This window comes from Shewanella sp. GutDb-MelDb, assembly GCF_002836075.1.
Classification (GTDB): domain Bacteria; phylum Pseudomonadota; class Gammaproteobacteria; order Enterobacterales; family Shewanellaceae; genus Shewanella.
Genome location: NZ_PJBM01000225.1, coordinates 24,084 through 46,587, shown reverse-complemented (window position 1 = coordinate 46,587; position 22,504 = coordinate 24,084). Strand labels below are relative to the sequence as shown.

Sequence of the window (22,504 nt, the reverse complement as noted above, 5' to 3'; positions counted from 1 at the left end):
CGCTTTTATGAGCCGAATAGATAAAAAACAAGCCATATTAGACACTGCGCTGACACTGTTTGTCAGCCAGGGGTTTTATGCGACGTCTACCGCCTCAATAGCCAAAACGGCAGGGGTCGCTACCGGGACGCTTTTTCACCATTTTGCGTCAAAAGATGTATTGATGAACCATCTTTTTATCTCAATAAAACAAGAGTTTGCTTCTGCAATCAAGTCAAAAATGAGCAGTGAAGGGGATCTAAAGCTTGATGCAGAACACCTGTGGCAAGTTGCTATTGATTGGGCAATAGAAAACCCGCTAAAGCAGGAGTTTTTTCAGCAGTATTCAATGTCTCCCTCCATCGCTTCAGAGATAAGACAACAAGCGATGAACGGCATCCTTAGCTTTATGGGTGAGCTAATAATTCAAGGTCAAAAATTAGGCGTTTTAGCTAATTATCCACTACCATTAATGTTAGAAGGTTGTCACGGACAATACTTGGCCGCGACAAGGTACTTTCTAGACCACCCTGATAGGTGGAAAGATGTAGTCCACAAACAGGCGAGCTTTTCCATGTTTTGGAATGCCATGAGAGCCTAAATATTATGTGACAAGCTCATGGAAGAGATAAACCCTTGTTACCACCGCTGTAGATTTAAACTTAAAGACGTTATTCAAGGGAGTGAATTTATGTTAAGAATGAAGACTGAGTGCGAACACTGTAAAACCAAGCTAGCCCGAAAAGAGATCGCTTATATCTGCTCATTCGAATGTACTTACTGTAAGAGCTGTAGTGAAAAAATGCATTTCATCTGCAGTAATTGCCAAGGCGCCTTAGTCATTAGGCCGCCGAGATTAATAGAACCGTTTAAGATCCCCGCAGCCGAGCTTAAAAACACCCTCTTTAGCTAGCGAACGTTAGAAACATAAAGGTCAGCACATGCTGACCTTTATTGTATCTGGGCTTTAAAATATAAACGTTCATTTTTATGCTGTAAAAATACACACTCAAGATTAAGTATTTATTTTTAAGCTACTTATATAAAGTGCCGATATATTCATGAGTGGGCTGTTCAAGAAGGTCTTGAGGGTGATCTCCGCCGAATGTTAACCATTTACTTTTACCAGAGTAGGTCGTGTTACCAATTTCTTTTTTTGTTTTAGTATCATAAGTAATGATTTGAATTTCTACTTTATCAGCCTTCCCAGACCACTCAGTCGCTCTATCTTCCCAATGCAAAATAATGGGCTCGACATAGTAGCCATACTGACTCGAATCTATAGAATCTAAACAATTTTTCCCTTTGCAATCTGCAGTGATAGCGACTTTTCTAGTATTTTTAGAAAACGCACTTCTAATAGCATTAGCAGTCATTTGTCCCGAATGTTTATATTCAGTTTCACCGTACCAACCATTCTCAGGAGTTGAAATTAGTACAGCAAAATTTTGATCTAATTTAACTTCTGGTGATTGAAATTCATTGTGTTTATATGAAGAGCTACAACCAGCAAGAAAAACAATTGCAGCTCCAAACATCATTAAATTGCGGTTCATTTGTTTACTCCTGTAATACAGTTAACGTGACATTTTCTTCTATCGGTAGAGTATCTTCATTACTAGAATAAAAAAACTCTTTGCAGAAAGTATCGACTTCTTATGAGTAAGCTCAATTAAACATCTGAACTCTAGGAGGGGAGGCAATGCCAAATTCTGTCCGTAACATAATTGGCCTGTTTTCGAAGGCCTCAGCCGCATCTACACTGGATTAGAAAAGCGCAAACTCTCAGCATTTGTGCTTTTAATTTAAAGACACAAGCCTTAAATTAAACGATATTATCAAACAGAATAAACTGTAATCACAGAATCAAATCTCCCCCGTTGGAAATTTTGCTTTTTAAATTTCGCCGGGGCGCTGAGGGATTGCCAAGGGGCGCAAGCGCTTTGACCCTTGGCTTGGGTGTGGGCGAAGCGCCACGACTTTGACTTTTCTTACGGTAAAAAGCTAAGTCTAATAAATCGACTAGCAAGCATTGTAGCGTAAGTGAGTTAGCTTCGGCCCATAGTGGTTCCAATGACCTGCGGTCGGCGCATGTGCAGACGCAACTGAGGCTCGCTGCTGCTCTTTATAAAAGAAAGGGTCCTTGTAAGCTCAACGAAAACATCAATCAGCAAACCAAAGCCTAACTCGATAGTTAACGTTGTTTAGGTAACCACAACCTAACGCAAAGCCCTTTTTTATCGCGATTTTGCAAGCTTATACGCCCATCGTGAGCTTCTACAATTTCACGGCATAATGGCAAGCCTAAGCCCGTGCCTGATTGCTTAGTGGAATAGAAAGGGAGTAGAGCTTGGCGCAGCACTTCTGGTGGCATTCCAGAGCCTTCATCCTTTACCTCAATGTACACACCTTCGGTGCCATCCGACAGGCTAGAATCAACAATCGACAAACTGACTTTATCGACAGCAGAAGCTGATTCATGCGCATTTTTCAACAGATTAAGCAGCACTTGCTCCATCTGAATCAAATCAAGCTCCACAACTGAGTTAGGTAATTCATTTTCAAGAAAAAACGAGTAATGCTGCTTCAATTGTTCGGTTAATTTAAGCCAGTCTACGGGACTTTTCTTGGGTAACGGCAACTTGGCAAAACGAGCATAATTGAAAATAAACTGACTCAAGTGGCTGGTACGATCTTCGATGGTATCAAAAATAAGTTTGAGTTTAGGATCATCAAGATCTTTAGTTATTATCCGACCAGAATTGACCATTGAGGCTATTGGCGCCACGGAGTTATTAAGCTCATGGCTAATAATTCGGATCACTTTTTTCCATACTGCGACCTCTTGACGATTGAGTTCCCGCGTCATCTGTTTAAGTAAAACAAGATGATGAAACTGGCCGTTCAGTAGAAATTGTCCCCGCGACAGATGCCACGTTTCGAGCTCATCTTCACTGTCTTTGGCGCTCAGTGAAAACAAACCATCCTTGGGGTTTTCAAGTGCGGCCCCTAATTCATCGGCAACCTGCTCCACCAGCTCACTGAGCGGTATCCCTTCAATTCTCTGCCCATGATTAAACAAGTGCCTTGCGGCATCGTTGGCGTAGATGACGCGCTTGTCATCATCGAGCAACAACATGACATTAGGCGAACTTTGGATCACTTTATCGAGCAGTAATTCACGTTGGTAAATATATTGGCGCTCTTTTCTCAGCGCTTCTGCCGAGTCATTAAACAATACCGCCAACGCCTGCAATTGCTTATCTCCGCCCACTGGAAGAGTGACACTAAAGTCGTTGTCTTTAAAATTAAGTAGGCCAACTTCAAGCGCCATTAAACTTGTGGCTAGATGCCGAGAAGACACATAACTCACTGTAATCGTCAGGCCTATTGCAGCAAAAAAGATCATCAACAACAGATTAAACTGCTTAGCAATCGCCTGCGATAAATCCGCATCAGCAAACCATAATAGCAAGCTAAGCGACAGCATTAGCCCGATAGCCGTCGCCAATGCACTGCCAACAATCAACTTAGCTCGCAGCGAGATCCTAGCTAATACAGAGGGAAGCTTATTTTTCAATGCCATACTTTTCCATGCGTCGATACAGTGCTTGTCGACTTAGCCCTAAAGATTTAGCCACGCGGGCGATGACCCCTTTATGGTTATCTAATGCCGCTTCAATATCGGCTTTTTCATCTGTTGAGCTAACAGGCACCCGGTGGTCAAATGCTGTTTCAGCACTCACTACTGCGGGAGGAGTTTGTGGTTGCACCGTGCGACTAGACACTGTGCTGCCATAAACGGTGCCGCCATTAGTCACATTCTGGGGGCTCGGTTTTGCCGTGATATCCATCAAACCAAAATCATCCGCGGTTAAACGGCTGCTTTCAGCCAATATCACCGCACGTTTGCAGGCATTTTCAAGCTCACGCACATTGCCTGGCCAGTGATGTGCCTCTAACGTTTGTTGAGTGTGCTTATTCAAGGAATATTCAGCGCCAACGAAATGGCTGACTAAAGGCAATACATCATCTATGCGCTCATTTAATGCAGGTAAAGCCAACTCAATCACGTTAAGCCGGTAAAACAGATCTTCTCTGAAACGTCCAGCCTGGATATCTTCAATCAAATCAGCATTGGTTGCGCTTATCACCCGCACATTCACTTTATGGGTTTGATGGCTGCCTAGGCGCTCAAACTCACCCGTTTGCAGCACTCGCAGCAGTTTGACCTGTCCAGAAAGCGGAAGATTACCAATCTCGTCTAAAAACAGGGTGCCACCGTCGGCAGCCTCGAAACGACCAATGCGGGTTTTAGTCGCACCAGTAAATGCCCCTGCCTCTGCGCCAAACAGTTCAGCTTCAAGAAGCTCCATTGGCAATGCGCCAATATTAACTTTGATAAAAGGTTTATGCTTTAAATTTGAGTTAGCGTGAATAATATCGGCCAGCTTATCTTTACCCGCACCATTAGGCCCTGTCACCAATACAGACACATCGCTACGGGCTATCTGTAATGCTAAATCCACGCAACGCTGCATCGCACCGCTACTAAAAATAATGCCGCATAGATCGGCATCTTTTATTACCGCCATACGCTGATTATCGACTCTTGATAACTTAGCATTGGCTTTAGATAGGGTATGCAGAGAGATCAGGTTACCCACACTGGTCAACAGCTTGGCATCGTCCCAAGGTTTGCCCATGTAATCTACCGCGCCCTCTTTGACCAGCTCAACGGCGATCTCAAGTTGGGTCCATGCAGTGAGTAGCACAATGGGTAACTCAGGCTGTATCTTTCTGATCGCATAAAATAGGGTTTTGCCCTCTTCACCCGATGTGGTGTCTTGTGTGAAATTCATATCCTGAACCACTAAGACAATATCATGTAATGTAATCAGCTCAAGGGCGACTTCAGGAGAGAGACAGGTGAGCGTATTAAAGCCGTTAAGCTCTAACATCAGTGCCAATGCATTACACACGGCTTGGTTATCGTCGACAATGAGAATCGTATCCATGCTTTTATTCTTGTTTTATGCTGTTGAAATCTAGATGCTCGGCTGTTAAAGCTAACTGAAAAAGAAAGAGAATTAAAGGTTAATACCCATTGATATCATTCTCTTCCTTCAGGCTCAGTAACTAAACACTGCGCGTTGCGATTGCCGGAGAGATATTTGCCGCCTTCCTGGCTGGCAGAATAACCGCAATGGTCGTGAGCACCAATAGTCCTGCTATCGTCGCTATCGGGTAGATAAGCTCGAGTTTAGGCAGGCTATAAACCGTCATTAATTGTTGCCCTAATTGCACCGCAACCAGACCACCAATCACTCCACCAACCACGCAGATAATATAGTTTTCAACCAGGAAGAAGCTGATAATATCTCGCTTCTTAGCCCCTAATGCACGGCGGGTACCTATCTGCTTAGTACGACGTTCAATATTGAACATCACCATACCTGCAAGACCGAGTGATGTGATAAGTAACAAGAGGATCACCATCATCGACAGTACCGTCGCCATCAACTCATGGTTACGGTAAACGCGTTTTCGATGCTCACTAATAAGGGTAAAATTTTCAACAACACGATTACGATTGTCTTTAAGCAAGGTCGTCGTTATCTCTTGTTTCAGTTGAGCTAAAGTCCCAACCTCAGCACGCACTAATACCTTGGTAAACACATTAACCAGTTTTATGTTTAAGATGACGCTGTTATCCAGAGAGTCACTATTAACCCATGCGCCTTGAAGCTTGTCGACCACGCCGACCACCTTGATTGGCATGTTACCAAAATCCCCTGCATACATGGTTTTTCCAATCGCGGTGTCATCTCCCCAGGTCGCTTTAGCGAATGCTTTTGACACTATGCCATGAGTCGCAAGATCTGGACTTCCCGTCAGCACTTCCTCTTCATAGAAATTACGACCTTCTATCAACTCCACACCTAAGGTATTGAGCATATGTTCGTCACCATAATAGACGGCAGTATTTTCTGTATCTTTAGCCGTTTCTTCGCTGCTTCCGACGGTGTAACCCGATGACCAGCCACCGCCACTTAATGGCACCATACTGGTTGTTGAAGCGTCGATAACACCGGGCAAGTCTCGAATAGCACGCATATCACGTTGAATTTGAGACTCAAGATCGATGTTTTTATCGAAGCTATAAAGACGGAAGTCAAAAACTTGCTCTTCAGCCGTACCCGATGCTCTGTCCATCAAAGTGAGTCGTTCACTAATGATAAAGCTGGCATTTGCCACAATCGCGACCGAGAGAATTATCTGAATAAGCAGCAGTATAGGGCCACTTTTATTACGCATTAGCGTACTTAAAATTGGTTTAATCTGTAACATAATAAATTCCTTTTACTGACTCTTCAGGTGAACGCTAGGATTGGTCGAACATATTCGCCACGCTGGATATACCCCTGCAATAAGTGCGGCGGCAATAGCGATAGTCGGTGCTAACACCCACATCGTCAGATCCAACTGTGTTAGCGCAGCTTCCAGATCAAAGTGAGCCGACAACATAGACAGTGATCCCCAAGCCCATAAAAGCCCCAGCACTCCACCACCGAAGCCTATCAAACCTACCTCAACCATATGTTGAGCAAATATCTGTGCACGACTGGCGCCAATGGCGCGACGTACACCGACTTCAGGCGCTCGCTTAAGAAACTTGGCCAGCAGTAGACCTAACATGTTAACCAAACAAACCAGCAGAAATAGCCCACTGAGGCCAACCAAAATCTTGTTGTCTTCTGGTACCACTTCATTGATTTCCAGCCATTGCTCAACATTCGAAAGCTTTGCTGCAGCTTCAGGGCTATCAAAGCGTCCTAAAAGCTGTTGCTGCTCCACATAACGTTTCAACCACTGTGCATATTCATCACGCTGTGCGTCGTCTTGCACCTCTGCCCAGTACTGGATCCAATGCATCTCAGAGCTTAAACGTTGGTTGTAGGTATTAATCGGCTCTCTTTTCCAGCTTTGATTATTTCCCCAGCTCTGAAACTCCTCAATAGGCGCGAGTGAAAAGGGGACAAATATTTGCGCTGAATCTTTAAATGCACCAGTGGTGATATCATAATAGAGTGGGCTTGGGCTCCAAGTCTTAGTCACGCCGACAATTTGATAAGGCTTGCTGTCCAGATATAACGTTTTACCAATACTGTCCTCACCCGCGAATAACTGCTGATTAAGGGCTTCATTAATAACGACTTGATAAACCGCTTCGGTATCGACGCTCTTATCCCAGGCTTTACCGTAGATAAAGGGCACCGAAAACATGTCGAAAAAGTCGCTATCGGTGACGCGAACAGCCTCTAACAAAGGCACGAAATCAGGGTCTTCCGTTTGTACTGCTAAGCCGGTGACAAACATGGCCGTTTGACGCACTGGCACATCACTTTGACGCAGATTATAAGCGTCTTGATAAGTCAGTTGTGCATTGAACTCTTTCCACGCATCTTTATCTTGGCTCCAAAGCTGCACTGCAACCAATTTGTCCGTGCGCTCGCCAGCAGGATTCTCCGACATTAACTGGTATACATTTAAGGTAGTAATGGTAATCCCGATACCAATTGAGATAGCTAACACCATCAGCAGTGACAAAAATGGCGTTTTTTTAATGCTGCGCCAAGCAAGATCCAAATAATAAAAAAACATAGTGATGCTCCTTAGCTTGCCGCTTGTTCAGTTTGAGCCTGCTCAGACTCATCACTCGGCTTATCTGCATCTGTCACTAAATGCGGCTTGTCTGCTTTAGTGCCCATGCCTTGCTGCCCTGCTCCACCTTGGTACATGGTAAAATCACAGACTTGGCCATCGACAATTTGAATATTACGCTGAGCACGGCGCGCAAGCTCGGCATCGTGGGTCACCATGATAATCGTGGTGCCAGCTTTATTAATATTTTCAAGCAGCTCCATTACTTGACGCGCCATCATGCTGTCTAAGTTACCCGTTGGCTCATCGGCAAGCAGGAATCTTGGCTCACCGGCAAGTGCACGAGCAATCGCCACGCGCTGCTGCTGGCCACCTGAAAGCTGTGAAGGAAGATGTTTCATACGCGCAGCAAGGCCGACTTGCTCAAGTGCATGCTGTACTCGGCGTTTACGTTCCGCCGCGTTAAAACCGCGATAGCGTAAAGGCACTTCGACATTTTCGGCTAAATTGAGGTCTGGGATTAAATTGAAGCCCTGGAAAATAAAACCAATTTTCTCATTTCGAATTGTCGCACTCTTGTTATCGTTCAAATTAGAGATGTTCACACCATCGAGAAAGTAGTCACCGTGGGTGAAGCCCTCTAATAGGCCCGCAATATTAAGAAAGGTAGTTTTACCCGATCCTGAAGGGCCTGTTACCGCAACAAACTCGCCCTCTTGCACTTCTAAATTAAAATCACGCAGTGCATGAGTTTCGACTAGGTCTGTTTGAAAAACTTTGCTGATATTCTTCATCGATAACATATTAATATTCCCTATTTTTATCGTTTAATTTTTTATCGTTTAATTCGTTATAGCACTGAGTAGCAGCGGCTCTAGCCGAACGTACAGTCAATGAATGCGTTGAGTTGCTGCCAAATTATTTCGCTTAAGTGACCCAAGCCATTCGCAAATATGGCATCCAATTGTTCGCTTAAATGCATGCTGACATTGGAGATATCGCTAACGAGCAAATTAACGGGCTCTGCCATCTCTAATACATTCAATCCCAATACAAACCAGTCACCAGCACTCTGAGTCGAAACCTGCACCGCAATGAGCAAGAGTAATAATGCTGCTACCGTAATCACTTTTTGTACGCTAACGGCTCTTAACACACTCAAGGCTGTTGCGACGCTGAAGCTGTTCTGGTTAATATTTTTATTCAATATGTTCATCTTGCTCTCCTTAACGTACTAGCACTTGTTCTGCTTTTTTGAAGGCTTGAATGCTCGAGATAACCCAAACATCACCGGCCTTACCGCCTTGTAGCACTTCGACATGACTCATACTGCGAGCGCCAAGCTGTATACTTGTTTGCTCCGCGATATCTTCGTGCATGGCATACACCTCAATACCCGCGCCCGTTGACACAAATGCGCCACGTTTCACCATCAACACATTGGGTCTATTTTCCAGTAGTACCCGCGCTGATAGACGCTGGTTCTGACGTAGGTGAAGGCGGTCATCTTGCTTAAATCTAACTCGAGCGGTCACTTCACGGTTTCTCACCTCAGGTGAAATCGACGACAACTCACCAATCAAGGTCAAGGCACCAAAACTCAGTTCCACATTCATGCCAAGTCCTAACTCATCGGCATAAGACTCCGGCACGGCTAATTCAGCTTCAAAAGCACTCAAATCAACCACGGTTAATATAGGTTGGCTCTGACCGATCCGGGCTTTCTGCTCGGTTAACCAGTTACCGATAATGCCGCCAACCGGTGCCGTAATGTTTAATGCAGCCACTTGACGCACAAGTTCACTCACCACCAAGTTTTGACGATTGACCTCAGAGGCTTTATTTTTTATTTCGAACGCTAAGGTATCTCGCATCAGCTCAGCTTCTTGTTTTGCATGGGCAGAAAGCAGCTTGGCCTTATGCAGATCATCTTTACTTTTTTCAAAATCTATTTTTGAGATGAGTTTATTTTGAATCAACTCATCGCCACGACGACTCTCTCTGTCGGCGGCTTCAAGGTCGACCTTGGCGATATCCAATGTTTGTTGTGCTTTAAGTTGCTGACGGCGGGCATCAAGACGGGCTCGTTCCAATGAACTCTGCATACCTTCCAGTAAAGCTTCTTGCTGCTTAAGACTGTTGGTTAATTTATGGCTCTCTATGGTCGCAACCACATCACCTAACTCGACTCTGTCGCCCGGATTTGCCAGCAGAGTCACCGTGCCTTGGTCTGTGCTGTAAAGGATAGGGGCGTTGGCCGCAACAATCTTACCTGTGGTGGCGATATCCCGAGTGAGAGTGCCTTGCTCTAACGTGGCGAACCTAAGTTCAGAACGCTTGATTGACGTTGCCACAGAATCACTGTCGATACTTGACCAAACTAAACCTGACACCAATAGCGCAGCAATACCTAGCATTGCAGGGCGTTTAAACTGGTTCACCTTACTTGGCTGCTTAACTGTATCTTGTGCGCTGGTATCCTGAATCATCTGCTTTCCCTATGGTGTCCGTTATCTACAAAAACTGTTTCAATAGGCTAATTAATACAAACGCCGTGCCAGAAAACAAAAAGTCTTTAATAACATGAGCTAAGATGGGTTCAGTTAGAGATGGACAGCTGAAAGTGTCCGCGGTCACTGCTTAAAAGTGTCCGCTCATCAATTTGATTGTCCGATATGAGGAAAGTGTCCGTTTACATACGGACGGTAGCAGGCATAAAAAAACTGAAGCACTTGGCTTCAGTTTTTATATTTGAAACAAAAGGTATCAGCTTACTGAAATAAGGATCGTGAGCTTATTAAAGCCATTAGCAGCTGATCTTTGAAATAGATAAGATTCAAATAGAGAGCTTTAAATCAACAACCTTAAAATGCTTGGCAAAAAATAGTGAAGCTAGCAATAATGGCAACAAACCAAGATAAACTTCTTAATGTGCCTTTATCCTTTAAATAAAGTATTTGGTAAGCCACACGTGCAATAACATGCACAATAGCCGCAATTTCGGCGACCATATTGACTTTTCCCGTCGCTAATACTGCTAACACCGCAATGCCAAAAATAAGCAATGATTCGAAGGCATTTTGATGCCCCGCAACCGCTCTAGCACCAAATCCCGTTAACTTTGATTGCTGGTCACGCGGGTGGCTATTGTCATACCCACCGAGTTTCGCCATCGCGATAGCCACCGGCCCCTTGGCAAAGTAAGGCAACAACATGCCAATGAGTAAACAGATAAGTAAAGTGGTCATGCTTAAATCCCTTTTTTAATTTTTATTTGAACGCTAATGTTGTTGAGCGTTAATATTTGAAAGCTTAATGCCCGTATTTACAAACCCACACTTGAATGCTATTTCACGAAGATTAAAATGCAAAGTTATTATTGTATATTTTCAATCTACTCAGCACCATAACATGGGCAAGAGTATTAAACACCGCTAAGCATTAAGCCTGCCTCTTATGACAAACATCAAATTTCAATAAACAATAAACAGCTAAAGCGACTAGTTTTATTGACTTTTATTCCAAAGGATTAATAATGAGCCCCTATAAATGCCTAGCTGAATCTAGCTCAAAGTCTATAAGCAGTATAATGGCGACGAAAGCCATTTTATACGGATAAACAATATTTAAAGGACTATCGATGCCACACTGTTCTAGCCCACTTTTTATTAATGACATTTTTTGCCCAGATTGTGGTGATAAAATTGAAACTCCACCGTCGATTAAGCCGCTCACTCAGCAGATCCCTGATATCCTCGATAACTTAAAAACTCACTGCCCCTATGCCAGTGTTTATACTGGTTGGGTAGAGAAAACACACCACTACCAAAGAGTTTATCGCAGCGGAGGTAACGATAGCCAAACCTTATACTATTCATACTGGTTTTTAACGCTGAATAACGAACAAAACGAGCCAATGACCATCAGTATTAGCTCTGAAGACAGTTCATTTGATAGTGTCGCAAAGGGCGATGTCATGACGTTTTTGCAGCCCACCAGCTATAGCTTAAATTACAAGTTAGCCAATGATGCTGACCGTAATATAGTCACTCATAACGAAGCTGCCACTGCCGTTGTCTTCCATCGCGATTCAGGACAAGAGTCAATCCTTGAATCTGCCTATGATGTTGAAGAGTTTTCGACGTTTTCAATCTTACTCAGCACACTCTTCTGGAGTTGCGCAGCTGCAGCTTCTGGCATGTTTTTTGAGTTATATACTATTGAAATAGCTGCAACTCTCGCCGCCCTCGTCACGCTGGTTTGGTCTACCTACCGTATCAGCAGTAAAACTAAAACATTTAAGGCTGAAACCGCAAGGCTTGATGAAATTGAATGCACCATCAAGCGCATTCTGAGTGTCTCTGTCACCGGCATGGGTTACGACCGTAGAGACCGCCCCAGTAACCATAGCGATGTTTACTGTATTCGATGCGAACACCTGCTAGACAGCAACTACCACTATTGTCACTGCTGTGGTGAATCTCAAGTTTCAGTTATGGCTGAAGAACCCTCGCGATTAGCTCAGGATGCCTTAGAAAACCAAACAAACCTTGGGCATAATGATACAAACGTAGCTATACAATCCCATGCATTAGCAGCCAATAGCGTAAACGTCACCCCAATCACAAAAGCGAACGGTCAACGTATGACTCGACGCGACAAGATAATTCAAGTCTGTGCACCGTTCGCCACTGTTGAAAAAACAGAGCATCAACATAAGCACATCTTCGCCAAGAACTATCAATGTGTCTTATCAACCTCATCAAACATTGTTCGCGTAACAGACAAAGAGGTTGGTACTAGCGTGAGTGATGATACCAATTTCACCACAACAACAACCCGTACCGATTACAGAAATGGTTACGGCAATGTGCGCTCTGAATATAAAACAGAGACATCAAGCCATAGGCAAAGAAACTCCAATTTATACGGTGAACTTATCGTTGAAACTCCCGAAGGTGAAGTGCATAGCTTTAAAGCGGTAAGATCGCTGCTGGGCTCTACCGATGTCGGTGACTGGATACTGTTAGGCTCCAGTAAAATTGAAAGTACAACCGACAAAATTGGCTATGATGAGTTCTATTATAATATCAGCAAAGATAACCTTATCGAACCAGAGTCTCTAACCAGTTGGGGGCGAGTATCGAGTAAAAGCCAAACCATCGTCATATTGATGTTAGCGCTTGCAGTTGCTAGTACTATTTACTTCCACGATATAATGAATATTGTTGGCCCACTGGTGCCTGAGCTTATATGGAATTTGGTATTTGGTTTAACTAATTTACTCACTCTGCCCATTAACTACACACCTATGGTGCTATTTAGTCTATTTTTTGTTGTCGTGTTAGTTGTCGCAAAAATGTATGCAAACAACACCAAAAGGAAGCTGCACTCGGCGCTCAAGCCTCTACAGGCTACGCTTAAAAAGTGCCAACAAGCCCGAGAGTCTTTCAATAATATTTAAGTTCGCCCATAAAAATAGCGCCTTATAAGGCGCTATTTTTTTAAATTTAAACCACAACGCCTACAAAAAACAAAATCAACTAGCTGCATCGATTAAGGTGAATTAGCATCATCCTAAATATGATAGCAAAGCCCCTATAATTTTGTTCACGGCGCCTCGCTATTGAATCAGCAGCATTAATCACAATCGTTAATGACAACATTGAATCACAACAGTGTGTTCTTTATGGCGGCGCTCTGTTCAGCTGTAAACTATCTCACTATCTCACTTTATCAAGTGCAGCGCATAACGCTTCAACGCCCAGCAGTGCCCGTGGTGCAGCCCGGTGCAACAAGTCAGCATTGAGTTGATAGATGTGTTGGTTCTTTACCGCAGGGATCTCCGGCCATTGGCTCCAATCCACACCAATGATGTTACCTTCATCCTGGCTCTGTAAAATCACCTGCGGCATTTTAAGCAAAACGCTTTCTAAACTCACTTGAGGGTAATCATTAGCCGAGTCTACGAACACATTATCACCATGGCACACCGTAATAATCTGTTGGATCCAACTGTTTTTAGCGACCGTCATCATGGGAGTTGACCAAAGCTGATAGAAGACTTTTACTTCAGGTTTAGCAGCGTTATCACTGCGCAGTAATTTAAGCTGTTTGAGGTAATTGGTTGCCACGCTATGCGCCTGAGTTTTATGACCCGTCAGCTCACCTAACGCCTCTAATTCAGCAGCCACCGCTTCAAGAGTTTTAGGATTACTATTAAACACCTTGAAACCCAGCTCTTTGATACGCTCAATATCTTCCGCTTTATTACCGTCTTGCCACACCACAACCAAGTCAGGGTTTAGCTCAAGCACCCGCTCAATTTGAATACCATAATAGCCACCAATACGAGGGATTTGTAACGCCGCTTCTGGATAGTCGGCATGATCTGTGGTCGCCAATATCGACTCCCCAGCACCAATGGCATACAGCATCTCAACCGCATGTGGCGATAATGCCACAATGCGTTTAGCCGGCTCAGAATCCGCAGCATAGGCAACCGATACCGTTGATAACGCAGCAGTGGATACACATACTCCAGCCACAACCGCTAATAAAAATTTAGACAAGATGTTCATAAAATCCTTTTAAATATAGGTTAAAGCTAAGACGATACTAGCCAAGACGGAAGAGCCGATAACGGCAAAGATGAAAAATTCAAAGTATTTTCATCGGCTTTCTATCATCTTAGCTTTTCCGGCCTCAAATCTGCTTCTCATCGACTTTCTATCGCCTTAGCTTTTCCGGCTTCAAATCTGCTTCTAATCGACTCTTAACCGTCTTAGATTTTCCGGCTTCTAATCGGCTTCTAATCGGCTCTTAACCTGCTTCTAATCGTTTTTGCTTTTCCTGCTTCAAACCTAAATTTAGTAATCGAAGCCGGGTTGGGCTTTGATGCCTGCATCAAACGCATGCTTTATCGGCTGCACTTCGCTCACGGTATCGGCTATCTCTATAATCGCTCGGTGGCAGGCTCTGCCCGTCACGATGACATGCTGCATTTTAGGGCGGTTTTGTAACGCTTTAATCACGCGTTCCACGTCTAAATAGTGGTAGCTCACCATGTAGGTCAGTTCATCTAACATGACCAAATCTATGCTTTCATCTTGCAGTAACTTTTCAGCTTGGTCCCATGCTTTCACTGCGGCTGCGGTGTCTTTTTCTTTGTCTTGGGTTTCCCAAGTAAAGCCGGTTCCCATTACATGAAAGTCGACGCCAGCGCCTTCTAGCAAGGTACGTTCACCGCACTCCCAGTTGCCTTTAATAAACTGTACTACAGCCGCTTTTTTTCCATGACCCACGGCGCGTGCTACGGTGCCAAACCCTGAAGTCGATTTACCTTTACCGTTACCGGTTAGCACCAGAAGAATACCTTTCTCCTCTTGAGCTTTAGCTATTTTGGCATCAACACCCTCTTTAAGGCGTTGCTGACGCGCTTTGTGACGCTCTGCTTTAATCGTTTCTACGGACTTATTTTCGCCGCTTTCAGGCTCGTTTGAATCGCTCATTACATATCCTTGTGCATAGGGTTACTTGTGCATTTTCATTTGCACATTGTGTTAATTAAAAAGTGAATTTTGATGTTCAATACTGTTTATTTCTGCGGTGTTCAAATACCGCTAATGCCAAATGTCAGTCAACGCATCAACATCTAAATGTTGCTCTAGTACGTCGGCTAAACGGTTCAGCTGCTGCTCTCTTATCTGGTCAACATCAATGCTGTTGGCATCTTGCATCCCCGCCCATTGCAGTAGCAGTTGGCAAGCTGCAGGTGAATCAAATAAACCGTGCATATAGGTGCCAAGAATTTGATTATCAGCAGATAACATACCTTCACTCTGCCAACGCTGAGGCTGGGTTTGTTCAGCGTCATTGACTCGCCGCGTTAGCGTTAATGGCTGCTCCAATGTCATTAGCGGTTTAGAGCGACCACAGTGAATTTCATATCCCTTGACCTCCACTTGCTGTTCAAGCAGCGACAACACGCCTTCAACTTGCAGCAGCACTTTATCATTGGTCAGTTCAGTCACCAGCGGCAGTAAACCTAAGCCTTCAGAGCAGCCAATACTGCCTTCAACGCCATCAGGATCATCAATCAAATGCCCTAGCATTTGATAACCACCACAAATGCCCAACACCTTGCCGCCATAACGTAGGTGCTTTTCTAGTTCACTGTCCCAACCTTGCTCTCGAATAAAGTCGAGATCGGCGCGCACATTCTTACTACCTGGAATAATGATTAAATCAGCAGGCGGTAAACATGAGTGGGCCGTATGGTCATTTTTCTGCGATTGGCTTTGAGATTGAGTTTGCAGTGACACATAATTGAAATCGATCTGGGGGTTGAGTCGTAATGGGTCAAAGTCGGTGTGGTTACTGATGCGAGGCAACACTAGCACCAGTACTTTTAATCTTGTTTGAGCGCTCTTTTCTGGCGCTGCGATTAGCGCATCTTCGGCATCTAAATGCAGATCGTGCAAATATGGCAGAACTCCCAACACCGGCTTTTTGGTGTAATCTTCCAGCCAATCTAAGCCCGATTGCAACAAGCTAATATCGCCGCGAAATCGGTTGATAACAAAGCCTTTCACCCGAGCCTGTTCTGATTCACTTAATAGCGCCAATGTTCCCACTAAGTGTGCAAACACACCGCCTTTATCTATATCAGCAATAATAATCACTGGGCAATCAACTTCTTCGGCAAAGCCCATATTGGCGATATCGCCTTCGCGCAGATTGATCTCAGCCGGACTGCCAGCGCCCTCGACAAATACCACTTCGTAATCATCACATAAGCGCTGAAACGACTGCTTAACCGCAGCCATCGCTTTGACCCGATAACCGTCGGCATTTTTGCCAAAGTAATCCTGCGCCTCCATCTTCATTAAGGCTTTACCGTGCACAATCACTTGCGAACCAGTATCTGAACTGGGTTTTAACAATACCGGGTTAAAATCGATTTGAGGCTCTAGTCTACAGGCCACCGCTTGCAATGCTTGCGCGCGGCCAATTTCGCCGCCATCGATTGTCACTGCGCTATTAAGCGCCATGTTTTGCGGCTTAAATGGGGCAACCTTATGCCCAGCTCTAACAAACAAACGGCACAAACCTGCGACCAAGGTACTTTTACCCGCATCGGATGTCGTCCCTTGCACCATTAATACTTTGGCTTTTTTATTGTTATTATTGTTATCTAACGTCGCCACAACACTTCTCCTTTAGCCTTTCAGACTCAGCGGTAAACCCGCTGTTACCAAAGTGACTTTATCTGCAATAGCAGCAATATCTTGATGCAGCCAACCCGCTTCATCAACAAAGCGACGACTGATCTCGCCCATCGGCACAATACCGCAGCCCACTTCGTTACTGACTAAAATAACCTCTGCAGATAGCGCGGCAATAGCTTGTAAAAACTCAGTTTTAGTCGTTTGCCAATCGCTAGACGATTGCAGTAAATGATTCGTCAGCCACAGCGTTAAGCAGTCAACTAACACAATACTATTGACCTTTACATTGGCTGTTAATGCCGCCGAAAGCGCCAATGGCGACTCAATCGTGCGCCACGTTATGGCATGGTTATTACGCTGTGATTGATGCTGAGCGATACGTTCGCTCATCTCACTGTCGAGCGCCTCTGCGGTCGCAAAATAGAGACACTCTAACTCAGCGCCATTTTGACTCTCCGCTAGACGCCGAATCACGAGTGATTCAGCAAAGCGACTTTTGCCGCTGCGGGCACCACCCAAAACCAAATGGATCACCAAGACACTCCTAAAATTAACAGCAGCAGATAACAAGCCAGCTCAGCTATCTGCTGCGTAGCGCCGAGGGTATCGCCGGTATAACCGCCAATCTGCTTTCTAAACCATCCCGCCAAGGCAAATCGCACAATAAATAGACCGGAAACAATCACAATTGCTTGCATCAGCGTTAAGAGCAGCAGTAATACTGCGCCGCTAGCTAATAAAATCGATAACTCATTAACGCCTTGATGCATGGCCAACGGCTTGCTTTTACTGCTGGCATCTTCAGAAACGTACTGCTCTGAATATATTAAACTGGCCGCAGTGACTCGGCTCAGGGTATGACCGATAATCAACGCTAAGCTGACACTGCTAGGGGAAAATAACGCTAATTCGCTGAGCAATTGCCACTTGAGTAACAATGCTAATACCAGTGCTAACGCACCGTAACTGCCTAAGCGAGAGTCTTTCATGATGCTCAGTTTTGCTTCAACCGTCCAGCCGCCACCTAAACCATCGGCGCTATCGGCTAAACCATCTTCATGAAACCCACCCGTTAGCAAGACGCTAGCAATCATGGCAAATACAATCGCAATCGTCGGTGACACCCAATAGAGCATCACGCTATAAACTAACGCGCTCAGTCCCCCAATTAAGGTACCCACCAACCCAAAATAGCGACTGGCTTGATTGAGTTTATCTGCATCTACCTCAATCCATTTTGGCATCGGAATCCGAGTAAAGAACCCCATCGCGATAAAAAACAGATTAAGCTGTTTGAGCCAAGGCTGCATTTAGAAATATCCTTAAAGTAATAGATTAAAAGCCGATTAGAAGACGGTTGAGAGCAGAATAAGAGCCGATAAAAGCAAAGACGAGGAAGAGCCGAGAAAAGACCTAAAAAGCTTGAATCGTCTCAGCTTGTACCGTCTCAGCCTGTACCATCTCAGCCTGTACCATCTCAGCTTGTACCATCTCAGCTTGTACCATCTCAGCCTGTACCGTCTCAGCACTATCCGGCTCTTAATCGACTCTTAATCCGGCTCTTAATCGACTTTTAAATCTCTATCCCTGCTTCTTCAAAGCTGGCCATTTCGTTGTAAAAATTTGCAGCCGCTTGGATCAATGGGAACGCTAATGCTGCGCCGGTGCCTTCGCCCAATTTCATGCCCAATTTGAGCAAGGGTTTGGCCTGCATACACTCCAGCATTAAGTAGTGGCCCTTCTCGTCTGATTGATGAGAGAAGATCATATAATCGCGGCAAGCAGCATTGATATTAATCGCCACTAATGCCGCCGCAGAGGCTATAAAGCCGTCAATAACCACCAGCATACTCCGCTCGGCTGCGGCCAAAATCGCCCCCGTCATCTGCACAATTTCAAAGCCACCGATACAAGCCAACACCTGCATTGGATCGTCAAGCTCGCTGTGATGTAATAGCATCGCTTGCTCAACGAGCATCTGCTTGCGTTTAAATGTCGACGCATCAATCCCAGTACCACGCCCTACACATTCAGCCGCCGGAATTCCGGTTAACACCGACATAATCGCGGCTGCAGAAGAGGTGTTACCTATCCCCATCTCGCCCAGCGCAATTAAGTTACAGCCATTTTCATGGTGCAGCTGAATACGCGCCGTCGCCATGTCAAAGCCTTGCTTCACGGCGCCAAGCGTCATGGCTGCACGTTTATGGATAGGCCCAGTTCCCGCGCCTAAACGTTGATCAATAACACCGCTGTCGCGATCAAATGGCTGTAAAACACCACAGTCAATCACCTCAAGATCTAGGCCCACTTGGCGAGTAAATACATTTATCGCGGCGCCGCCGGCCATAAAGTTTCTCACCATTTGGCAGGTCACTTCACTTGGCGCTATCGATACACCAGAATTAGCAATACCGTGGTCGGCTGCAAATACAATCAACTTAGGATTAGTGATGCTGGGACTATCTTTACCGAGCACTTTTGCAATCTGTAATGCAAGCGCCTCTAGATCACCAAGCGCGCCAAGGGGCTTGGTTTTCGTGTCAATCTTGTGTTGAATTTCGGCATCAAATTCTGCACTCAATGGCTTAATATTAAACATCTAATCTTATACTCCCATCATCCCGAACAAGGACAAATTAATACAACGGCTCAGCTTAAATCCGCTTTGCACTGCGGCCGCCTAAAATAAATAGGAAAAATACGCTACCCATCACCGAGGTTATAATGCCCACTGGTAGCTCTTGGTAACTCAATAAAGTCCGCGCCAATACATCAACCCACACCATAAATAATCCGCCAACAGCGGCGGTAAGCAATAGCGGATATCTTCCTGGAAACAGTAATCGTACTGTGTGTGGCACCATCAAACCGATAAAACCAATGCCACCACAATTGGCGACTAAAATGGCGGTGATGAGTGAACACAGTAGCAACATCGATAAACGCAATCGTCCTACGTTAATCCCTAACGTATGCGCGGTTTCATCCCCCGCACGCATCGCCACAATTTGACGTTTAAAAAGCAGAATAATCACAGTACATACCGACACGATAATCGCCGGTAATATCAATCCAAACCAACTGGCTTTAGCAAAGCTGCCTAAGCTCCAAAACAGCACCGAAGCGGCAGCTTGAGGGCTTGAAAAATACAGCAACAGACTCGCCATCGCGCCAAACATAAAGGATATCGCCACCCCAGAGAGCAGCATACGCTCAACCTGAGTCGTTAAATTGCGGCCACATAAACTGAGCACCATTAATACCGACAGGCTAGCGCCGATAAATGCGCCCAACGGCAAGCTCAGCCACAATATGCTCTGACTAAAAAGGGTTAGTACCACTACCGCGCCAAATGATGCGCCAGAAGAGATGCCAAATAGATAGGGGTCGGCTAACGGATTACGGGTCACGGTTTGCAGTACGCTGCCGGCAATCGACAATCCTGCCCCCGCAATAAACGCCAATATTACTCGCGGTAATCTCAGTTCCCACACAATGCGTTCGGTCACGCCCATGGAGCCACCCATTCCAAAAATCTTATGGCTGAAGACCTGCAACACATCGCCACTGGTAATACTTGCGGCGCCAAAACTGGTTGCCGCGAACGGGGTGATTAACCCCAGCAACAGCAAGCCAGACAGCAGCAATACATCAAGTGGCTGTTTCCAACCCGTCGCTTGCGGAGCCACTCCTAATGACCTAGGCATCAGTTGTTCCTTTATCTACGGTCACTGAATGAGTCACTGCACTCGCAACGGCTTTTGCTTCAGCGGCCGATATAACGTCACTGCGGGTATAACCATAAAAGTAACTAATCAAAGGATTACCATGTTGCGGATGGGCTTTAACTTCGCAGCACACATCAAATACCTCACCAATACGTTGTTCAGTCAACACCGCTTTGGGCGTCCCTTTTGCCAAGCAGCGGCCCTTATCAAGCAGCAATAACTCATCGCAAAGCGCACTCGCTAAATTGAGATCATGAATAGAGGTGATCACGGTAATATTAAGCGTGTGCAGTAGCTCTAATGTTTGGATTTGATAACGAATATCGAGGTGATTGGTGGGCTCATCTAATATAAGCAGTTGTGGTCGCTGTACTATTGCACGAGCAATTAATGCACGCTGCTTTTCACCGCCAGATAGGCTTTCATACGCTTGATGCGCTTTATGCGTTAAGCCGACTTTAACCAGCGCCTGCGTCACCACTTGGCGATCGCTGGCATTGGTAAATTCAAAGGCGCCCTTATGCGGTGTTAACCCGAGGCTAACCAACTGAGTGGTTGTCATCTCAAAGTGATGTGGCGTGTCTTGCAGCACCACGGCAATTTGCTTGGCAAATGCTTTGGCAGATAACACCGAGATATCTTCACCAAACAGCTGAATGTGGCCAGTGGTCGGTTTAATAAAACGATATAGGCAGCGCAGCAGACTCGACTTACCCGCGCCATTAGGGCCAATAATGCCCAGCATCTGCCCTTTCGCTAAACTAAAATTGATGTCAGACAAAATGGCTTGGCCATTTAACTGCCAGCCTAAACCGCTCACTGCCAGTACTGTTTCTAATGCCTGCTTAGACATTGAATAAACCATAAAACATTATTGAATAAACTCCCTTGAGACGCCCGCTCAAGTTGTTATCTAGTGTGAAGTGCTTATCTATCAAAAGTTAGGCTGGTATCTGACTTGAGGGCTAAAATATTGCTCTAGCGCTCATACAGTTGCGGGTACAGTCCGGACTATTAGCTTGTATTGCTTAAGCTACCGGTTCCCAATTGATGCGGTTAAGCACCTAACTTGATGACTCGTTCTTAATGACCCACTTAATAAGTGTGTTCTCTAGCGTATTTTTACGCGAGTATCACGCAGTTTACCACGCTCACCCAAATAGTAATTGAACTTAATCAATTACTATTTGGCTGATGGCTCAATTTCCATGCTATTGCATCAAACTTATCCCATATAAGTCGCTATTCCAGCCCCCAATTAAGGCTTAAGTGCTGTTGCTCGCCATCATGCAATACATCAATCACCACGGTTGCGGCATAGGGCAGTTTCAACGCGCTGTAGATCCCCGCGCACTGTTTTAATTGCAACGATTTTGCCATTAAGTGCCTGATCACGCCGCCATGAGTCACTAATACAATCACCTTACCTTGGTGCAGCTCAACGAGTGACCGCCACGCAGTATCAATTCTAGCTTCAAAGACCTGCATCGTCTCGCCATTGGGCGGAGTATGTTGCCAAGGGTTAGCCCAATAAGCATCAAGCTCGCTACTATACTGCTGATAAAGTGCGCTAAAAGATTGGCCATCCCAATCGCCAAAATTGAGCTCCATAAAAGCGGCCTGCTCAATAAAATCGATACCGTACTGCTGTGCAAATATCTTCGCGGGTAAAGCACAACGCAATAGCGGCGAACTGACCACCAGATCCGCTATCTTGTTTTGCGCCGCGACCCCGGTTTTGCTTGTTAACAGCCTCGATATAGCCCTATTTAGCTGCTCTTTTCCGGCTAAATTCAGCATGACGTCGGTATGACCGCGTAAAATATTACCACCTTCACAAGCACCGTGCCGCAGTAAAACCACTCTAGTATTTTGCATTGCAACATTCCACATATTATA

Annotated in this window: 21 protein-coding genes and 1 riboswitch; of the genes, 3 read left to right on the top strand and 18 right to left on the bottom strand. The window is 45.1% G+C overall.

Going from position 1 to position 22,504, the window contains the following annotated elements; genetic code table 11:
* The first annotated feature begins 7 nt into the window (after positions 1-7).
* Positions 8-580: a TetR/AcrR family transcriptional regulator gene (locus tag CXF82_RS11895; RefSeq protein ID WP_102044242.1), complete on the top strand. Its 573-nt coding sequence runs from the start codon at positions 8-10 to the stop codon at positions 578-580.
* Positions 581-670: 90 nt separating this feature from the next.
* Positions 671-892, top strand: a complete 222-nt coding sequence (locus CXF82_RS11890; RefSeq protein WP_101093080.1) for a DUF1272 domain-containing protein — start codon at positions 671-673, stop codon at positions 890-892.
* A gap of 121 nt (positions 893-1,013) precedes the next feature.
* Here CXF82_RS11890 and CXF82_RS11885 read toward each other — a convergent pair whose 3' ends face one another.
* From CXF82_RS11885 to CXF82_RS11845, 9 genes are all read right to left on the bottom strand, one after another.
* Entirely contained in the window at positions 1,014-1,535 is a 522-nt protein-coding gene (locus CXF82_RS11885; protein WP_101093082.1) for a DUF4823 domain-containing protein, read from the bottom strand.
* Between the two features lie 638 nt (positions 1,536-2,173).
* Positions 2,174-3,565 (bottom strand): sensor histidine kinase, encoded by a 1,392-nt coding sequence (locus CXF82_RS11880; RefSeq protein WP_102038131.1) that lies wholly within the window; start codon positions 3,563-3,565, stop codon positions 2,174-2,176.
* Positions 3,549-4,997 carry a sigma-54-dependent transcriptional regulator gene (locus CXF82_RS11875; protein ID WP_102038130.1) on the bottom strand — a complete coding sequence of 483 codons (1,449 nt, stop codon included), beginning with the start codon at positions 4,995-4,997 and terminating at the stop codon, positions 3,549-3,551. The genes CXF82_RS11880 and CXF82_RS11875 overlap by 17 nt, the downstream gene beginning before the upstream one ends.
* A gap of 121 nt (positions 4,998-5,118) precedes the next feature.
* Entirely contained in the window at positions 5,119-6,330 is a 1,212-nt protein-coding gene (locus CXF82_RS11870) for an ABC transporter permease (protein ID WP_101093088.1), read from the bottom strand.
* Positions 6,331-6,342: 12 nt separating this feature from the next.
* Positions 6,343-7,644 carry an ABC transporter permease gene (locus CXF82_RS11865; RefSeq protein WP_101093090.1) on the bottom strand — a complete coding sequence of 434 codons (1,302 nt, stop codon included), beginning with the start codon at positions 7,642-7,644 and terminating at the stop codon, positions 6,343-6,345.
* 11 nt (positions 7,645-7,655) lie between these two features.
* The gene (locus CXF82_RS11860; protein ID WP_101093092.1) at positions 7,656-8,447 is read right to left on the bottom strand and encodes an ABC transporter ATP-binding protein; all 792 of its coding nucleotides are present in this window, start codon (positions 8,445-8,447) and stop codon (positions 7,656-7,658) included.
* A 71-nt stretch (positions 8,448-8,518) separates the two neighbouring features.
* Positions 8,519-8,860, bottom strand: coding sequence for a hypothetical protein (locus CXF82_RS11855; RefSeq protein ID WP_102044241.1), 342 nt, complete (start codon positions 8,858-8,860; stop codon positions 8,519-8,521).
* 10 nt (positions 8,861-8,870) lie between these two features.
* Positions 8,871-10,133, bottom strand: a complete 1,263-nt coding sequence (locus CXF82_RS11850) for an efflux RND transporter periplasmic adaptor subunit (protein ID WP_101093097.1) — start codon at positions 10,131-10,133, stop codon at positions 8,871-8,873.
* A 375-nt stretch (positions 10,134-10,508) separates the two neighbouring features.
* Positions 10,509-10,892, bottom strand: coding sequence for an MAPEG family protein (locus CXF82_RS11845; RefSeq protein WP_101093099.1), 384 nt, complete (start codon positions 10,890-10,892; stop codon positions 10,509-10,511).
* Positions 10,893-11,284: 392 nt separating this feature from the next.
* On the opposite strand from CXF82_RS11845, the gene CXF82_RS11840 reads away from it, so the two are divergent.
* Complete coding sequence (locus CXF82_RS11840; protein WP_102044240.1) at positions 11,285-13,108, top strand: hypothetical protein; 1,824 nt, start codon at positions 11,285-11,287, stop codon at positions 13,106-13,108.
* A gap of 259 nt (positions 13,109-13,367) precedes the next feature.
* Here CXF82_RS11840 and CXF82_RS11835 read toward each other — a convergent pair whose 3' ends face one another.
* The 9 genes from CXF82_RS11835 to CXF82_RS11795 form a co-directional block, all read right to left on the bottom strand.
* Complete coding sequence (locus CXF82_RS11835; protein WP_257982777.1) at positions 13,368-14,111, bottom strand: cobalamin-binding protein; 744 nt, start codon at positions 14,109-14,111, stop codon at positions 13,368-13,370.
* 402 nt (positions 14,112-14,513) lie between these two features.
* Entirely contained in the window at positions 14,514-15,155 is a 642-nt protein-coding gene (cobO, locus tag CXF82_RS11830; RefSeq protein ID WP_102044239.1) for a cob(I)yrinic acid a,c-diamide adenosyltransferase, read from the bottom strand.
* Positions 15,156-15,266: 111 nt separating this feature from the next.
* Positions 15,267-16,805, bottom strand: a complete 1,539-nt coding sequence (locus CXF82_RS11825; protein ID WP_102038199.1) for a cobyric acid synthase — start codon at positions 16,803-16,805, stop codon at positions 15,267-15,269.
* A gap of 60 nt (positions 16,806-16,865) precedes the next feature.
* A complete protein-coding gene (gene cobU, locus CXF82_RS11820) occupies positions 16,866-17,408 on the bottom strand; it encodes a bifunctional adenosylcobinamide kinase/adenosylcobinamide-phosphate guanylyltransferase (protein ID WP_101093107.1) in 543 nt (180 codons plus the stop codon).
* Positions 17,405-18,184: an adenosylcobinamide-GDP ribazoletransferase gene (locus tag CXF82_RS11815; protein WP_101093109.1), complete on the bottom strand. Its 780-nt coding sequence runs from the start codon at positions 18,182-18,184 to the stop codon at positions 17,405-17,407. The genes cobU and CXF82_RS11815 overlap by 4 nt, the downstream gene beginning before the upstream one ends.
* A 263-nt stretch (positions 18,185-18,447) precedes the next feature.
* Entirely contained in the window at positions 18,448-19,476 is a 1,029-nt protein-coding gene (gene cobT / locus CXF82_RS11810; protein ID WP_101093112.1) for a nicotinate-nucleotide--dimethylbenzimidazole phosphoribosyltransferase, read from the bottom strand.
* 55 nt (positions 19,477-19,531) lie between these two features.
* Positions 19,532-20,584, bottom strand: a complete 1,053-nt coding sequence (locus CXF82_RS11805; RefSeq protein ID WP_101093114.1) for a FecCD family ABC transporter permease — start codon at positions 20,582-20,584, stop codon at positions 19,532-19,534.
* Positions 20,577-21,458 (bottom strand): ABC transporter ATP-binding protein, encoded by an 882-nt coding sequence (locus CXF82_RS11800; RefSeq protein WP_232775148.1) that lies wholly within the window; start codon positions 21,456-21,458, stop codon positions 20,577-20,579. The genes CXF82_RS11805 and CXF82_RS11800 overlap by 8 nt, the downstream gene beginning before the upstream one ends.
* 73 nt (positions 21,459-21,531) lie before the next feature.
* A riboswitch (cobalamin riboswitch) is annotated at positions 21,532-21,688 on the bottom strand.
* Positions 21,689-21,847: 159 nt separating this feature from the next.
* On the bottom strand, positions 21,848-22,483 hold the full coding sequence (locus CXF82_RS11795) for a histidine phosphatase family protein (protein ID WP_101093118.1): 636 nt from the start codon (positions 22,481-22,483) through the stop codon (positions 21,848-21,850).
* Between the last annotated feature and the right edge of the window lie 21 nt (positions 22,484-22,504).

Bases quoted from the DNA above. Each gene is read 5' to 3' on its own strand.
- CXF82_RS11895 (WP_102044242.1), top strand. From the start codon at position 8: ATGAGCCGAATAGATAAAAAACAAGCCATATTAGACACTGCGCTGACA.
- CXF82_RS11890 (WP_101093080.1), top strand. From the start codon at position 671: ATGTTAAGAATGAAGACTGAGTGCGAACACTGTAAAACCAAGCTAGCC.
- CXF82_RS11885 (WP_101093082.1), bottom strand. From the start codon at position 1,535: ATGAACCGCAATTTAATGATGTTTGGAGCTGCAATTGTTTTTCTTGCT.
- CXF82_RS11880 (WP_102038131.1), bottom strand. From the start codon at position 3,565: ATGGCATTGAAAAATAAGCTTCCCTCTGTATTAGCTAGGATCTCGCTG.
- CXF82_RS11875 (WP_102038130.1), bottom strand. From the start codon at position 4,997: ATGGATACGATTCTCATTGTCGACGATAACCAAGCCGTGTGTAATGCA.
- CXF82_RS11870 (WP_101093088.1), bottom strand. From the start codon at position 6,330: ATGTTACAGATTAAACCAATTTTAAGTACGCTAATGCGTAATAAAAGT.
- CXF82_RS11865 (WP_101093090.1), bottom strand. From the start codon at position 7,644: ATGTTTTTTTATTATTTGGATCTTGCTTGGCGCAGCATTAAAAAAACG.
- CXF82_RS11860 (WP_101093092.1), bottom strand. From the start codon at position 8,447: ATGTTATCGATGAAGAATATCAGCAAAGTTTTTCAAACAGACCTAGTC.
- CXF82_RS11855 (WP_102044241.1), bottom strand. From the start codon at position 8,860: ATGAACATATTGAATAAAAATATTAACCAGAACAGCTTCAGCGTCGCA.
- CXF82_RS11850 (WP_101093097.1), bottom strand. From the start codon at position 10,133: ATGATTCAGGATACCAGCGCACAAGATACAGTTAAGCAGCCAAGTAAG.
- CXF82_RS11845 (WP_101093099.1), bottom strand. From the start codon at position 10,892: ATGACCACTTTACTTATCTGTTTACTCATTGGCATGTTGTTGCCTTAC.
- CXF82_RS11840 (WP_102044240.1), top strand. From the start codon at position 11,285: ATGCCACACTGTTCTAGCCCACTTTTTATTAATGACATTTTTTGCCCA.
- cobO (WP_102044239.1), bottom strand. From the start codon at position 15,155: ATGAGCGATTCAAACGAGCCTGAAAGCGGCGAAAATAAGTCCGTAGAA.
- CXF82_RS11825 (WP_102038199.1), bottom strand. From the start codon at position 16,805: ATGGTGCAAGGGACGACATCCGATGCGGGTAAAAGTACCTTGGTCGCA.
- CXF82_RS11815 (WP_101093109.1), bottom strand. From the start codon at position 18,184: ATGCAGCCTTGGCTCAAACAGCTTAATCTGTTTTTTATCGCGATGGGG.
- cobT (WP_101093112.1), bottom strand. From the start codon at position 19,476: ATGTTTAATATTAAGCCATTGAGTGCAGAATTTGATGCCGAAATTCAA.
- CXF82_RS11805 (WP_101093114.1), bottom strand. From the start codon at position 20,584: ATGCCTAGGTCATTAGGAGTGGCTCCGCAAGCGACGGGTTGGAAACAG.
- CXF82_RS11800 (WP_232775148.1), bottom strand. From the start codon at position 21,458: ATGTCTAAGCAGGCATTAGAAACAGTACTGGCAGTGAGCGGTTTAGGC.
- CXF82_RS11795 (WP_101093118.1), bottom strand. From the start codon at position 22,483: ATGCAAAATACTAGAGTGGTTTTACTGCGGCACGGTGCTTGTGAAGGT.